15 protein-coding genes are annotated in these 14,808 nt (G+C 65.8%); 8 read left to right on the top strand and 7 right to left on the bottom strand.

Annotated features, from left to right (window positions below):
- Positions 1-171: 171 nt before the first annotated feature.
- On the bottom strand, positions 172-1,713 hold the full coding sequence (locus tag KMAL_RS11695; RefSeq protein ID WP_110095883.1) for a Hint domain-containing protein: 1,542 nt from the start codon (positions 1,711-1,713) through the stop codon (positions 172-174).
- Between the two features lie 351 nt (positions 1,714-2,064).
- Between KMAL_RS11695 and KMAL_RS11690 the strand changes: the two genes are divergently transcribed.
- Both KMAL_RS11690 and KMAL_RS11685 read left to right on the top strand, forming a co-directional pair.
- Entirely contained in the window at positions 2,065-3,456 is a 1,392-nt protein-coding gene (locus tag KMAL_RS11690) for a GntT/GntP/DsdX family permease (protein WP_110095882.1), read from the top strand.
- Positions 3,457-3,559: 103 nt separating this feature from the next.
- Positions 3,560-4,585, top strand: coding sequence for a serine protease family protein (locus tag KMAL_RS11685; RefSeq protein ID WP_110095881.1), 1,026 nt, complete (start codon positions 3,560-3,562; stop codon positions 4,583-4,585).
- A 6-nt stretch (positions 4,586-4,591) separates the two neighbouring features.
- Here the strand turns inward: KMAL_RS11685 and KMAL_RS11680 are convergent, their stop codons facing one another.
- The gene (locus tag KMAL_RS11680; protein WP_110095880.1) at positions 4,592-5,785 is read right to left on the bottom strand and encodes an acyltransferase family protein; all 1,194 of its coding nucleotides are present in this window, start codon (positions 5,783-5,785) and stop codon (positions 4,592-4,594) included.
- Between the two features lie 579 nt (positions 5,786-6,364).
- Positions 6,365-6,715 carry a zinc ribbon domain-containing protein YjdM gene (locus tag KMAL_RS11675; protein WP_110095879.1) on the bottom strand — a complete coding sequence of 117 codons (351 nt, stop codon included), beginning with the start codon at positions 6,713-6,715 and terminating at the stop codon, positions 6,365-6,367.
- 274 nt (positions 6,716-6,989) lie between these two features.
- Here KMAL_RS11675 and KMAL_RS11670 point away from each other — a divergent pair, with 274 nt between their 5' ends.
- From KMAL_RS11670 to KMAL_RS11655, 4 genes are all read left to right on the top strand, one after another.
- The gene (locus tag KMAL_RS11670; protein ID WP_110095878.1) at positions 6,990-7,469 is read left to right on the top strand and encodes a hypothetical protein; all 480 of its coding nucleotides are present in this window, start codon (positions 6,990-6,992) and stop codon (positions 7,467-7,469) included.
- Positions 7,470-7,502: 33 nt separating this feature from the next.
- Positions 7,503-7,763, top strand: coding sequence for a CBU_0592 family membrane protein (locus KMAL_RS11665; protein ID WP_110095877.1), 261 nt, complete (start codon positions 7,503-7,505; stop codon positions 7,761-7,763).
- Between the two features lie 197 nt (positions 7,764-7,960).
- On the top strand, positions 7,961-8,191 hold the full coding sequence (locus KMAL_RS11660; RefSeq protein WP_110095897.1) for a DUF2171 domain-containing protein: 231 nt from the start codon (positions 7,961-7,963) through the stop codon (positions 8,189-8,191).
- Between the two features lie 11 nt (positions 8,192-8,202).
- Positions 8,203-8,661: an NUDIX domain-containing protein gene (locus tag KMAL_RS11655; RefSeq protein WP_110095876.1), complete on the top strand. Its 459-nt coding sequence runs from the start codon at positions 8,203-8,205 to the stop codon at positions 8,659-8,661.
- 276 nt (positions 8,662-8,937) lie between these two features.
- On the opposite strand, the gene KMAL_RS11650 is transcribed toward KMAL_RS11655, so the two are convergent.
- Positions 8,938-9,426: a YaiI/YqxD family protein gene (locus KMAL_RS11650; protein WP_110095875.1), complete on the bottom strand. Its 489-nt coding sequence runs from the start codon at positions 9,424-9,426 to the stop codon at positions 8,938-8,940.
- A gap of 160 nt (positions 9,427-9,586) precedes the next feature.
- On the opposite strand from KMAL_RS11650, the gene KMAL_RS11645 reads away from it, so the two are divergent.
- Both KMAL_RS11645 and KMAL_RS11640 read left to right on the top strand, forming a co-directional pair.
- Positions 9,587-10,315, top strand: a complete 729-nt coding sequence (locus KMAL_RS11645; RefSeq protein WP_110095874.1) for an autoinducer binding domain-containing protein — start codon at positions 9,587-9,589, stop codon at positions 10,313-10,315.
- A 465-nt stretch (positions 10,316-10,780) separates the two neighbouring features.
- Positions 10,781-11,107 carry a hypothetical protein gene (locus tag KMAL_RS11640; protein ID WP_110095873.1) on the top strand — a complete coding sequence of 109 codons (327 nt, stop codon included), beginning with the start codon at positions 10,781-10,783 and terminating at the stop codon, positions 11,105-11,107.
- A 480-nt stretch (positions 11,108-11,587) separates the two neighbouring features.
- Here the strand turns inward: KMAL_RS11640 and KMAL_RS11635 are convergent, their stop codons facing one another.
- From KMAL_RS11635 to KMAL_RS11625, 3 genes are all read right to left on the bottom strand, one after another.
- Complete coding sequence (locus tag KMAL_RS11635) at positions 11,588-12,511, bottom strand: delta(1)-pyrroline-2-carboxylate reductase family protein (protein WP_110095872.1); 924 nt, start codon at positions 12,509-12,511, stop codon at positions 11,588-11,590.
- Between the two features lie 135 nt (positions 12,512-12,646).
- A complete protein-coding gene (locus KMAL_RS11630) occupies positions 12,647-13,432 on the bottom strand; it encodes an SDR family NAD(P)-dependent oxidoreductase (protein ID WP_110095871.1) in 786 nt (261 codons plus the stop codon).
- A 114-nt stretch (positions 13,433-13,546) separates the two neighbouring features.
- On the bottom strand, positions 13,547-14,326 hold the full coding sequence (locus KMAL_RS11625) for an acetoin reductase (RefSeq protein ID WP_110095870.1): 780 nt from the start codon (positions 14,324-14,326) through the stop codon (positions 13,547-13,549).
- Positions 14,327-14,808 lie beyond the last annotated feature (482 nt).

Raw genomic sequence — 14,808 nt, 5'->3', positions numbered from 1 at the left:
TGGTGGGGGTTCGGGGGCGAAGCCCCTGAGGCCATCGGCGCATGCGACACCCGGGCTCTGCCCGGACCTGGCAGGGAGCGCGCTCCCTGCACCCTGATTCGTTAAGAAGTCATGGTTTCCAAAGGGCAATGCCCTTTGGCGGGGTGCAGGGGCAGCGCCCCTGCGGGGGGCTTACGCCACGTTGCGGCGGTCCTCATGGGGCAGGTGCCAGCCGGTATGTGTGGTGTGCGTCACGTCGAGGCTGAGGGTGACGCGCCCGGCCTTTCCGGCCCACAGTCCGGACGGCAGGGTGCCCATGCCGGTGGTCCAGCGCCATGCGCATCCGTCGCGGGCTTCGTTGGGGTGGAAAACCCCCGCCAGCAGCGGATGGTCCAGCCCCAGTGTGGCGCCGGCCATCCACGCCCCATGCACCTGCACGCCAAGGTCGCGCGGGTCGCCGTGGCCGTCATGGCCCAGCAGGCTCGGGCGGAAGGTCGTGCTGTGCAGGCTGACGCGGCGTGCGGTGGCGGGGAAGGAGAAGTGCCACAGGCCACCCGCGATGACGGGATCGACGCGCTGCCCATCGACCAGCAGGTGCAGGCCGCAGTCTGCTTCCGCCAGGTGCCAGCCCAGTTCCTGCGCCCGCGCGGCCAGTTGCGCGTACAGGGTGGCGACCACAGTACCGTTGTCGTGGAAGGGCAGGGCGTAATCCGCCAGCGTGGCGGGGGTGCGTTCGGGGTCCAGTCCCTCCACGCCGATGGCAAGGTTATGGCGGTTGCCGACGTCGATGAAGCTTTCGCTGCGCAGGCCGGCGGACATCAGCACGTCATGGCTGTCGAGTTCGACGTGCCAGTAATGCGCCACGACACAGTCCGGCTGCGTGATGGTCGCGCCGTTGACCAGTGCGCTGGCGGGCACGAACACGTCCGCGCCATCCACGGTGAGCGCGACCGCATGGCCCGGCGACAGCCGGATGTCGCGCGCGGGGATGCCCGGCGCGATGGCGTGGGCGCTGATGCACACCGGCAGCGCGATGTGGCGGCGTGATGGGGCGACCGCCGGGCACAGCACGCGGCGCTGGCCGATCCAGCGGATGCGGCGGTGGGCGCCGGACGCGGTGACGACCTCGTCCCCCACGCGCAGGTCCTCCACCGCGACATCGCCGCGCGGCGTCAGGATGGGCGTGCCCGTGGTGAAGCACGGAACGTCCGAGGTGGAGGCAATGGGGGTGAAGTCATTGCCATTGCTGTCGGCCGTGACGGTGGAGGGCACGTCCGACATCGGGGTGGCGGCCGTGTTCGTGAAATAGAGGTACGCGCCGCCCGAACCGCTGCTTTCGGTCTGCGCCACCTGGCCGTTGACCGTGTCGTCAATGGTCTGTGACGGGGCGTACAGGAACGTGCCGTCGCTGGTGGTATAGGGCGTCTGCTGCAGCAGGGCGGTTTCCTGCCCGCCATTGGCCCCCGTGGTCGTCGCCGTGACAAAGCCCGTATTGACGCCGTTTTCATACAGGCTGTTGAGCGTCATGGTGTTCGTCCCGTTGGTGAAACCGGGATCGGGCGTGTTCGGGCCATCCTCGTTGACCGAGGCGATGTTGTCCACGGCAAAGACCGGGTTGCCATTGCCATCGGTGGTGGTGTTCTGGGCCGCGAAAATCTGCGAACTGCTGACGTAGCCGTTGCTGTTGGTCGTCAGCGAGTAACTCTTGTTGCTGTAATTGGTATACTGTGTCATTGCCCACGCTGTCCTGTAACAGGGTCGGTCTTTCCGGCCCCTTCATGGCAGGACAGGCATGAAACCAGAGACGTGGAACGACCGGAGATCGGGGGACCCGTGCGAGTCCCTGCATCTGTTATAACAGATACATTACGAGAGGTTCTGTTACAAACTATTTGCTAACCTCCTGCTGCAGGGCAGGGTGCATACATATGCCGGGCAACGCCCCTGACTGTGCGATGCCACCGCTATCGGGTCCCCCTTGCGGCCTGACCGCCGATCCCTGATAAAGGGGACTGAATCTGTCCCCTTGCCACGATCCGTCCAGGTGCGGCACGCGGGGGCGGCCATCGCTGTGCAGGAACCTGTATGACCCCCATTATGCTGGCCCTGATCGGAACGGGGGCGATTGCCGTTCTGCTGGTGCTGATCGTGGTGGGGCGGGTGCATCCGTTCCTTGCCCTGCTGCTGGTGGCCACCGCCGTCGCCCTGCTGACGGGCACGCCGGTCGCCCGCCTGGCCGATGCCGTGCAGGGGGGCTTGGGCCGGACTGTCGGGCATATCGCCATCATCGTCGCACTGGGCGCGATGATCGGGCGGATGGTGGACCTGTCGGGCGGCGCGCAGGCGGTGGCGCGCGCGCTGGTGCGGCGCGCGGGGGCGGCGCATGTGCCGCTGGCGATCGTGATTGCTGCCTTTGGCGTCGGCATCCCCGTGTTTTTCGAGGTCGGGGTCATCATGCTCATGCCCCTTGTCTATGGCATGGCGCGCCAGACCGGGCGCGTGCCCGCCGTGTTCGCCGTGCCGATGGCGGTGACGATGCTGACGGTGCATGCGCTGCTGCCGCCGCATCCGGGTGCGGTGGCCGTGGGCGGCGCGCTGGGCGTGGGGGCGGGGCGGGTGCTGATGCTGGGCCTGCCGCTGGCGGCGTTTTCGGTGGCGCTGACCTATGTCCTGTCGCGCCCGGTCATGGCCCGTCCCCTTGGCTGCGCGCCCGACATCCGCGCCATCGTGGAGGAGGCGGGGGAAGAAGCAGGCCCCGAGCATGGCAGCCCCGCCGACGCGCGCCTGATTGACGCGGTGCGCGCGCGCCCGGTCCATCCGGGGGAAATCGCGCTGGTGATCGGCCTGCCGGTCGTGCTGATGGTCGCGGGCACGCTGGCGTCGGACATGATGGCGGCGGGGATGGCGCGCTCCGTCATCGCGTTCGCGGGGATCCCGTACGTGGCGCTTGGCATCGACGTGGTGGTGTGCGCGTGGCTGCTGGGGCTGCGGCGCGGCATGGCGCTGTCCACCGTGTCGGACGTGCTGGCGGCCGCATTGCCGTCCACCGCCGGGATCATCCTGATTACCGGCGCGGGCGGCGCGTTCGCGCAGGTGCTGGTGCAGAGCGGCGTCGGAGATGCGCTGGGCGGGATGCTGTCATCGGCGGGGCTGCCGGTGCTGGCGCTGTGTTTCGTCATGACCATGATCCTGCGTGTGGCGCAGGGGCCGACGACGGTCGCGCTGATGGCGACGGCGGGCATCGTCGGGCCGCTGGTGGCCCGCCTGCACCTGGACCAGACGCACCTTGCGCTGCTGGCGCTGGCTATGGGGGCGGGGGGCATGGCGCTGTCGCATGTCAATGACGCGGGGTTCTGGATCGTCACCCGCATGGCCGGGCTGGGCGTGGGGGAAGGGCTGTCAAGCTGGACCGTCATGACCGGGATCGCGGCCATGTGCGCCTTTGCGGGCACGGCGCTGATGTGGGCGGTGCTGTAGCGGCCGGGACATGGTAGGCAGCCTCACGCCTGTGTGATAGGGGAGGCCGCATGTCCAGCCTCCCTTCCCGCCCTGCCGCGCGCCGCCCCCTGCGGGGCGTGCGTTGACCCGCCTGCTGCGCGCCCTGCGCGATTTCGTGCGCCGCGAATGGATGCTGAGCTTCACGCTGCTGCTGTTCGCCTATACGGTGGTCGTGGTGCTGGGGCACAGGTTCGGCCCGTTCACGATCGCCCACACGGACATGGTCCGCCATGGCGGGCCGGACATCGTCTCCGACGGGTCGTGCTTTGACGGGCAGCGGCTGACCCCGACCGAGCGCCCGGCGCTGGACGCCGCGGTGTTGCTGTATGTCCACTTCCCCGGCGAGGACGGGGCGGAGTCCGGGTCAGGCACCGTCATCCATGACAGCCACGACGCCGCCGGGCACAACCGCGTGCTGACGGTGCGCCATGTGCTGGAAAAGGCGACCCGGACGCACGGCGTCGTGGATGTGTTCGACCGGTTCGGCAATTTCCTGGGACAGGGCGTGCAGGACCCGGCCACCGTCCTGTCCGACGCCAGCCTGGCGCAGGAACCCGAAGCCGCCGTGCGCGGCCATAAGGGCGATGGCGGGGTGCTGCTGGACATGGTGCATGCCAGCCGTGGCTATGACCGTATCCGTGGCCTCGACATCGCGCCGGCGCTGTACCAGGGGATCATGACGGGATGGTTTTCCGACCCCGCCGCCCTGATGCCCGGCAGTTCGGGTTCGGCGCTGCTGGACCCGAACAACCGGATCATCGGCGTGGTGGAGGGGATAGAGACCCTGACCTCCGTCTTTCGCACGCAACTGATGGCCCATGACATGCATGCCTTTGTCGAACTGCACCACCGGCATGCCGATGACGGGCAGGTCTATTCCTTCTATCACGGGGCGCAGGCCTATTTCATGCCGGTCTCCGGCCCCGGCGTGCTTGATGTCCTGCAACTGCACCCCGCCGTCGCCCCGCCGGAGCAGACGTATGACGTGCATGTCATAGGCTTTCCGAAAATGGCGTGCGTCATCTATCACGGGCGGGTCTATCCGCGGGATTCGCGCCCGCCGCTGCTGGCGATCGCGCGGGTGTGGCACCTGCTGAGCGGGCTTTGACGGGCGTTACAGCCTGACGATCATGTGCCTGCGCCACAGCCCCCAGACCGGCACGAAGCACGCCGCGCAGAACGCCAGCGCAAACAGCAGCGACGTGAACATGCCCGACGCCGCGCCATGGCAGGCCAGATGGTACAGCCAGTCCGACAGCGACCCGCCCCCCGGCGCGGGCAGCAGCATCAGCGTCTTGGCCAGGAAGCCGGAAAAGAGGAACGCCACCAGTGCGTTCATGCCAAGGATGCGCAGCACCAGCAGGATGCGCCCCATCATGGCGGAGCGGTCCTGCACGCGCCGCGTGTCAAAGGCGAGGTGGAACAGCGCCAGCACGCACATGCTGACCCCGCCGGTCCACAGCACGAAGGAGCTGCTCCACAGTGACTTGTTGATGGGAAAGGCAAGGCCCCACACGGCGCCCGACGCCAGCAGCCCCACCCCCATGACGGCCAGCCGGCGCGAGGGGGCATCCCCATCGCGCAGCATCCGCCCCGCAATGACGCCCAGCATGGTTGTCGCGATGGCAGGCAGGGTGCCCAGCGCGCCTTCGGGGTCCCATCCGTCCTCATACAGCCGCCCCATATGCAGCCAGTGCAGCGACCATGCGCTGATGGCGCGGTCCAGCCACGCGCCAAGGTTCATCCGCGCATCGAACAGCGGAAAGTCCCGCCCCGGCAGCCCCGCATGCGGGATCGGGACATAGCGCAGGGCAAGCCAGTATCCCACAAGGATCACCCCGATCGCGACCGGCAGCAGGCGGCGCGCCGGCACCCAGACACAGAACAGCCCCACCGCAAGGTAGCACGCGGCAATGCGTGTCAGCACGCCATACAGGCGCAGGTGGGAGAGGTGGAAATATGGATAGGCGCTGAGCAGGAGTTTCAGCGCGAACAGCAGCGCCGCACGGCGGAAAATCTGTCGCGACAGCATGCCCCGGTCGGTGCCCTGTGCGATGCGCCGGTCCAGCGACAGCGGGATCGCGCACCCCATCAGGAACAGGAAGGACGGGAACACGAGGTCCGCCAGCGTGCAGCCATTCCACGCCGCATGGCGCAGCAGGGGATAGACCTGCCCCCAGTCGCCGGGATTGTTGACCAGGATCATCACCGCCACCGTCGCGCCGCGCAGGGCGTCGATGGAAATGACCCGCGACGACGCGCCGCGCGATAACGCCACGGAGGGGGCAGCAGTGGGGGCGGCTGTCATGGCTGTGCTCTCCTTCGCGCGTGCGGCCCACGCCCCGCAGGGATGGTCCACAAACCCTCCGGCCCCGTAACAGTCCTGTCCATGTCAAAAATAGCCGCGTGCGATAGATTGGGGTTAAGCGTCCCCTATGTGCCCGTGTCCTCAGGGGCTTTGCCCCCGAACCCCCACCAAAGGGTATTACCCTTTGGAAACCATGACTTTTAATGAATCAGGGTGCAGGGATCGCGATCCCTGCCGGGTCCGGGCAGCGCCCGGGTGTGGCGTGCGACGACTGCCTCAGGGGCTTTGTCCCCGAACCCCCACCAAAGGGCATTACCCTTTGGAAACCATGACTTTTAACGAATCAGGGTGCAGGGATCGCGATCCCTGCCGGGTCCGGGCAGCGCCCGGGTGGTGCGTGCGGCGATAGTCTCAGGGGCTTTGCCCCCGAACCCCCACCAAAGGGCATTGCCCTTTGGAAACCATGAGTTTTAACGAATCAGGGTGCAGGGAGCGCGCTCCCTGCCGGGTCCGGGCAGCGCCCGGGCAGCGCCCGGGTGTGGCGTGTGGCGATGGCAGCCACACCTTCATGGCCTGTAATCAGGCTTTTTTCACGAACTCGGATTTCAGGTTCATGGCCCCGATGCCGGGGATCTTGCAGGCGATGTTGTGGCCGTCCGCGCCATCGGTCAGGCGGATGTTGCGGACCTTTGTGCCGCCCTTGATGACGGAGGACGCGCCCTTGACCTTCAGGTCCTTCAGCACAGTCACGCTGTCGCCGTTGGACAGGGGGGTGCCGTTGGCGTCGCGCACGTCCGCATCGGTGGCGGTGTCCGTGGCGGGTTCGTCCTGCGGGTTCCATTCATGGCCGCATTCGGGGCAGATCCACAGGCTGCCATCGGGATAGGCGTGGGCGCAGCCGCATTGCGGGCAGGTGGGGTCGGTGCTCATTGGGGTCCTCGTCCTTGTGGGGAGGCAGGCTTAGCACAAACCCGCGTCCCGCGCCGCCCGGCGGGCGTGGGGCGGGCGATCCGGCGCGTCTTTTTCCAAAACATTATCACACGTTATGTAATTGAACAAAGCGCCATCCCGATGCTTGACCCCGGACGCCGAAGGCGGGCACCAAGGTGATCGTCCATGCCCCCTGCGCGTTGGATGTTTCGCGTCGAATGTCTCGCGTTGACGTTTTGCGGGGTGGAGGCGCAACGGCAGGAAGGAACGACAGATGTACAAGGCCATGATCGTGGCGACGCTTTTCGGGGCTGCGGCCCTGGGCATGTCGGCGGGCGCGTGCACGGCGCAGACGGTGATCGACGGCAGTGCGGCGCATGTCCCCGGCGCGGCGGAGGCGATGAAGAAGGTTGCCGCCACCCTGCCCCACCCGCAGGAGGCACGTTTCCGCCACCTTGCGGCCCGCAGCGTCGATGGCGCGGCCGTGGTGTGCGGGGAAGTGGCCGAAAGCCCCGCCCGCAACGCCCATTTTTCGCAGTTCGGCTATGTTCCGGGCCATGACGACCCGATCGTGTTCGCCAACCGCCCGCTGCCTGCCGTCATTCCCTTTGGCGAGGTGAACGGCTGGATCAACGACAGCGTCCACCTTGAGGACCTGGAGGAGATGGGCTGCGCGCCAAAGGGCAGCTACCATGCCTATAGCGAGAAGCTGAACACGATGATGAACCAGCGCAAGCAGTATGGCGTCAACTGAACCCCCGCCCGCCACCCCGCCGGGGCGCGGGCCATGACGGGGGTGGGCATCGCGGCGGACATGGTGGGCTTTGCCGGGTCCGTGGTGATCGTGGTGCAGTATTACCGCAGCCTGCGCGGGCGCATTGACACGACGGGCGTGGGCTATCCGCTGGGGAACCTGTGCGGCAGCCTGATGGTGATGGTCTCGCTGTTCGTGCATTTCAACATGCCGTCACTGTGCATCGAACTGTTCTGGAGCGGCGTTAGCCTGTATGGCGTCATCGCCGCGCTGTGGCGACGGTCGCGCGGGTAGCACATGGGGGTTGTGGCCGGCAGGGTTGTGGTTGGCGCTGTCAGTCGGTACAGTTGGCTCTACCGCAAACACGATGCCGGGCCTGCCTGTCGCGACACGGGGCATTGCGCCGGACCAGGGCAGGGGCCTGTCGGGGACACATGCCCCGATACACAGGTGCGCGCGTGCGCCATGGCATCGACATGAAAGGACACGACATGGCTGAAGTAACCCAAGAGATGATAGGCCGTGACGTCATGGCATCCGCGGGTGGCCGCGTCGGCACGCTGACGGCCGTGCCCGGTGACGGCACGATCCAGGTGACGGTGGACGGGCCGGCCGAAAGCATGTTTGAAATCCCGGCGGCGTGGGTGGCCTCCACCGAGAACAACCGCCTGGTGCTGAACCACACGATCGAGGACGTTCAGTCCTACACCCCCGCGCACTGAGGCCGCGGCCCATGGCGCAGGAGGAGGCCCCCCCACGTCCCGCCCGCGCGGCGGATGCGCGCGTGGGTTGCGGTGCGCTGGTGCGTCGTGGCGACGGGCGCATCCTGCTGGTGTGCCGCCGCCGCCCGCCAGAGGCCGGGCACTGGGGCCTGCCAGGGGGCAAGGTGGAGTGGATGGAAACGGTGGAACACGCCATCCGGCGCGAAGTGGCGGAGGAAACCGGACTGGTGATCCGCCTTGTGCGCCTGCTGTGCGTGGTGGACCACATCACCCCCGCCACCGCGCGGGAGGACGCATCCCACTGGGTCGCGCCGGTCTATCTTGCAACGCCCATCACCTCGGCCCGCGCGCTGCTGTGCGAGCCGGAGGCGCTGTCGGCCGTGCGCTGGTTTGAACCCGACGCCCTGCCCGATCCCCTGACACTTGCCACCCGCGTCGCCCTGCGGGCACTGGCTGATGCCCCTGCATGAGGCACCCGGGCGGCTTGCTCCGGACCCGGCAGGGAGTACGCTCCCTGCACCCTGATCTGTCTAAAAGTGATGGTTTCCAAAGGGTAATACCCTTTGGTGGGGTTTCAGGGGCAACGCCCCTGAGGCAGTCGGTGCATGAGACACCCGGGCGCTGCCCGGACCCGGCAGGGAGCGTGCTCCCTGCACCCTGATCTGTCTAAAAGTATTGGTTTCCAAAGGGTAATACCCTTTGGTGGGGGTTCGGGGGCAACGCCCCTGAGGGTGTGCGACGGTCCCTTATTCAGGTGGCACGAAGGGCGGCGGTTTGGGGCGTGTGGCGTTCTTGCGCGCACGCACGACGGCGGTATCGAGTGCGGAGAGGAACGAGGACCTGTCGGCGCGCGAGAAGCCGCGTCCGCCCTGCATGATGGCCCCGGTGGAGCGCAGGTCGTCCATCAGGTTCCGCACGGCGAGCGCCATGCCGATGGCGTTTTCATCAAGCACCCGCCCCCGCGGGTCGAGCACGCACGCCCCACTGGCGACGCAGCGCGCGGCGAGCGGGATGTCGGCGGAAATCACGATGTCATGCGCGCGGGCATGTTCCGCGATCCAGTCATCCGCGACATCCATGCCCTGTGTCACGACCACGCGTTCGATCAGGGGGGAGGGTGGGATGGCGATCATGCGGTTTGCGACGACAAACGTATGCACCCCATGGCGCAGCGCCACGCGATAGGTTTCGTCACGCACGGGGCAGGCATCGGCGTCGATGAAGATGCGGGTCATGACGGGGTTTTAGGCCCCCGGTCGGGCCGGTGGCAAGGGCCGCGCACTTTGACGATATGTAACACGGGACATGTGGATTGTAGCATTATAGAGATAGCTATGATAGGTTCGCCCTGAAAAATGACCGATCGGTCATTCTTGCAGGACGGGATTGAGGTTCGTGACAGCTGAGGTTTTTGGCGACAGGACCATGGATACGCTGGAAGCGCTGCTTCGTGCGCGGAACATGGATGATCTTGCCACGCAGTTCCGGAACGCAGTCAATGAACTGGGCGATTTTTACTGCGTGATGGGCACGATGCCCAAATACCGCCCCGGGGGCCTGCGCCCCGTGCTGACGACCTATCCGCGCGCATGGATCCGCCATTACCTGGGCAACAATTATGGCCGCGTGGACCCGCTGCTGCGGCGGGCATTGCGCAGCATGACCGGCTTTGAATGGCGGTCGTGCGACCCGATCAGCGGCCCGGCGGTCGCGCTGACGCATGATATCTTTGACCTTGGGCTGCGCAACGGCTTTGCCGTGCCGATCCATGGGCCGGATGCGTCCGTATTCTATGCCAGTTTCGGGCAGAGGGAAAACGCACGGACCATGCCGCTGCGCACGCGCATGGCGCTGTCGATGCTGGTGTCGCAATATTACGAACGCTTTCAGCAGCTGAATGCCGCAAAGGGCACGGACCCCACGTCCGACCTGCTGACCCCGCGCGAATGCGAATGCCTGACGTGGGTGGCGCATGGGAAAACGTCCGGCGATATCGGCGATATCCTGATGCTGACTGAAAATACCGTCAATTTCCATCTCAAGAACGCACAGCGCAAGTTGCAGTGCCCCAACCGCATCAGCACCGTCATCCGCGCACTTGCCCTCGGCCTCATCAGCGTGTGACGCCCGGGCGGCTTGCTCCGGACCCGACAGGGATCACGATCCCTGCACCCTGATTTGTTAAAAGTCATGGTTTCCAAAGGGCAATGCCCTTTGGTGGGGGCTCGGGGGCAACGCCCCTGAGGCAGTCGTCGCGTGCGATACCCGGGCGCTGCCCGGACCCGGCAGGGATCGCGATCCCTGCACCCTGATTCGTTTAAAAGTCGTGGTTTCCAAAGGGTAATACCCTTTGGTGGGGGTTCGGGGGCAACGCCCCTGAGGCAGTCGGTGCATGTGATATCCGGACTCTGCCCGTACCCGGTAGGGGCCACGCTGTAGAATGGGCGGGATTTTCAGGCGGAAAGAGGTAGGAGACTGTGGAGTCTCTTTGTCATAAATACTTAAATAATATATCTTATTCGTAAAACATTGTGGCTGCGTGCCTGATAATTGATGTATTTGAGCTACAACATATCAGGAGAAAGCGCAATGGAGATAAAAAATATTCTCAATTCGTTCTTCGGGAACTACAAGGACACGTTTTATATAGAGAAAATCGCCCCTGATGAAATGTATATCAGCAGGAACGGGAAGATTGTTTTCGATTCATTGGGTGTATTGCGTGATTTTCTGAACGGAGCGGATGAAAAGACCATCGTGAATACAAAGGACGGGTTTATGTTCACGATTGGGGCTGACAGTTATAAAATAGACTTCAGCGACTACGTGACAACAAATGCCGGCCTGTATCCCAAGGTCACCATCGCCCGGAAAGGTGCGGAGTTTGATATCCGGCTGTTCATGAAACATGACTAACAAGACCGGACGGTATTATACGCCCCTGAGGCAGTCGGCGCGTGTAATGTCCGGGCTCTGCCCGAACCCGGCAGGGATCACGATCCCTGCACCCTGATCTGTCTAAAACTACTGGTTTCCAAAGGGCAATGCCCTTTGGTGGGGTTTCAGGGGCAACGCCCCTGAGGCAGTCGGCGCGTGTAATATCCGGGCGGCTTGCTCCGGACCCGGCAGGGATCACGATCCCTGCACCCTGATCTGTCTAAAAGTATTGGTTTCCAAAGGGCAATGCCCTTTGGTGGGGGGGCGGGGGCAAGGCCCCTGAGACAGTCGGCGCGTGCAACACCCGGGCGGCTTGCTCCGGACCCGGCAGGGAGCGCGCTTTCTGCACCCTGATCTGTCTAAAACTACTGGTTTCCAAAGGGTAATACCCTTTGGTGGGGGTTCGGGGGCAACGCCCCTGAGGCAGTCGCCGCACGCAACATTCGGGCGGCCCCCCTGTCACATCCCGGCGTCATCCCCGGCGCGGGCCTGCATGTCGCGTGCGACGCGGCAGGCGGCGAGGTCCCATGCCGCGCACCCCACGGATTTGAAGAACACGGGCCGCGTCCGGTCGGGCGGCGTCTCAAGCGCCTGCGCCAGCGCGCGCACCTCGTCCCATGGCAGTCCGGCCTGCAGGATGTCCCCGGCCTCGGACGGGGCGCCGACGGGGTCATCGACATAGACCTGGCTGGCGCGCACGACGGACGGGGCGATTTCGGCCATGTCGGGGCGATAGGCCCCCACACCGATCACCAGGCAGCGCGGGTCCGCCGGCCCGTCATAAACGGGCGTGCTGCTGGAGGTCGTGGTGATGACGACATCGAACGGCCCGTCCTCGGCCAGTTCGGGGCGCAGGGTCAGGCGGTCGGTGGCGTACTGGGTGCAGAACCGCGCGACACGTTCGGGGGTGCGGCCGCGGATCGCGACCTCGATGGCGGGATGCAGCGCGGCCAGCGCCTCCACATGCGCCAGGGCCTGCGTGCCGGTGCCGATCACCAGCACGCGGCGCACATGGCCGTGGATGAAGGTGCGGATTGCCAGCATGCTGATGGCCGAGGTCCGGCGCATGGTGACCGTCGGCCCATCCAGCCCGAACAGGAAGCGCCCGTCATGCGCATCGGCGCAGGTGACGATGCCCTGCACCGTGGGCAGGTGCAGCGCCGCGTTCGCGCCAAAGATCGTCAGCACCTTTGCCGCGACCAGGTCCACGCCCACGGTGGGCATGCACATCAGCACGCCGCCGGCATCATGCGTGGGGATGGTGGTCCGTTCGGGACACGCGATGGCGCCGCCCGCGTAATCGCGCACCGTGCGCGCCAGCATGTCCACCAGCGCCGGGAACGGCAGCAGCGCCTGCGTCTGCGTCGCGCAGTAATGTTTCATCGGGATCGTGCTTTCCGTATCAGTTCCGCAATCAATCCCGATTGCACCGCCCCGGCCCCCCGCCGTCAAGGGGCCGTCAAACCATAAAGGCGTTTTCGGGTGCCCCCTGTTTAAAAAAGGCGGCACCCGAAGCCTTCAGATGACGCTCAGCACCCCGCCATCGACCCGCACCGACGCCCCCGTGGTGGCCGACGCAAGGGGAGAGGCAAGATAGATCACCATGTTCGCCACTTCCTCCACGGTTGCGGCGCGGCGGATGATGGAGGAGGGACGGTGCTCCATCACGAAATCGGCAGCGACTTCCTCCAGCGTCTTTCCGGTTTTTTCCTGCTCCGGGCGCAGCATTTCCGCAAGCCCTTCCGAAAGCGTCGGCCCCGGCAGGACCGAATTGACCGTCACGTTCGTCCCGGCCATGCGTTCGGCAAGGCCACGGGCGATGGCGACCTGCGCCGTCTTGCTGAAGCCGTAGTGGATCATCTCCACCGGGATGTTCAGCGCGGATTCAGAGGAGATGAAGATCACCCGCCCCCAGTCGCGTTCGCGCATGCCCGGCAGGTACGCGCGCGACAGGCGCACGCCCGACATGACGTTGATTTCGAAAAAGCGGGTCCAGTCCTCGTCCGGGGTGTCGAAGAAATCACGCGGTTCGAAAATGCCAAGGTTGTTGACCAGGATGTCGCATGACGGGTGCGCCGCCACCAGGGCCGCGCACCCGTCCGCCGCGCCAAGGTCCCCCACGAAGCCGACCGCCGCCCCGCCTGCCTGCGCGATGGTGGCGACCGCCCGGTCCACGGCTGCGGCCCTGCGCCCGTTGACCACGACGCGCGCGCCGCATTGCGCCAGTCCCGTGGCAATGGCCAGCCCGATGCCGCCGGTCGATCCGGTCACAATGGCCGTGCGGCCCGCAAGGTCGATCTTCATGTCATGTCCCTGTCATGATGTTGCACTTGTACCACCGCAGCGTACACCACCCGCCCCATCCCGCGCCACCGGGCACACGCGGGCGTGAACGCACGGGCGCGCGGGCACCGGGCGTCAGCGGAACACCAGCCCGCCATCAATCAGCACCGACTGCCCCGTCATGTAATCGGAATCCGGCCCCGCCAGCCACGCGACAAAGCCCGCGACGTCATCGGGCGTTTCCGCCCGGCCCAGCGTGATGCCCTCCACATACTTCCTGTAGGTCGCACCGATGGGCGCGCCGGTTTCCTCGGCCATGCGGCGGTCGATTTCCACCCACATGTCCGTGCCCACCACGCCGGGGCAGTAGGCGTTGACCGTGATGCCATGGGGCGCAAGCTCCTTCGCCGCCGCCTGCGTCAGGCCCCGCACCGCGAACTTCGTCGCGCTGTAGACCCCCAGCAGGGCATAGCCATCATGCCCGGCAATGGAGCAGGCATTGATGATCTTGCCCCCGCGGCCCTGCTTTTTGAACGCCTCCGCCGCCGCCTGGATGCCCCACAGCGTCCCGTCCACATTGATGCGGAAGATGCGGCCCATGTCGTCGGGCCGGACATCCAGCAGCGCCTTGACCTGCGCCACGCCCGCATTGTTGACCATGATGTCAACACCGCCCAGCTGCTCCACCGTCTGCGTGACGGTGGCAAAGACCTGTTCGCGCACGCTGATGTCCGCCACCAGCGTCATGGCCCGGCGGCCCAGCGCCATGATTTCGGCGCGCACCTGCGCCAGCCGGTCGGTGTTCATATCCACCAGCGCCACATCCGCGCCCTCACGCGCCAGACGCAGCGCAATGCCGCGCCCGATGCCCTGTGCCGCACCCGTCACGACCGCCACTTTTCCAACAAGAGACATGAACGCTGTTCTTTCTTTACTGTCCCGGCGGTGCAGGATGCACCGCGGCGCAGGCAGTAACGCAGCGTGCGGGGAAAAGGCCTGTGTCTTCCGTTATTTGTGATGCCGCCCCTCAGGGGCTTTGCCCCCGAGACCCCCACCAAAGGGCATGACCCTTTGGAAACCATGACTTTTAATGAATCAGGGTGCAGGGATCGCGATCCCTGCCGGGTCCGGGCAGAGCCCGGGTGTTGCATGCGCCGACTGCCTCAGGGGCTTTGCCCCCGAGCCCCCCACCAAAGGGTATTACCCTTTGGAAACCATGACTTTTAATGAATCAGGGTGCAGGGATCGCGATCCCTGCCGGGTCCGGGCGGAGCCCGGGTGTTGCATGCGCCGACTGCCTCAGGGGCTTTGCCCCCGAGCCCCCCACCAAAGGGTATTACCCTTTGGAAACCATGACTTTTAATGAATCAGGGTGCAGGGATCGCGATCCCTGCCGG

The sequence above is a fragment of the Novacetimonas maltaceti genome, assembly GCF_002906255.1.
In the GTDB taxonomy this organism is placed as follows: Bacteria; Pseudomonadota; Alphaproteobacteria; order Acetobacterales; family Acetobacteraceae; genus Novacetimonas; species Novacetimonas maltaceti.
This window is presented reverse-complemented; position numbering and strand designations above follow the sequence as displayed.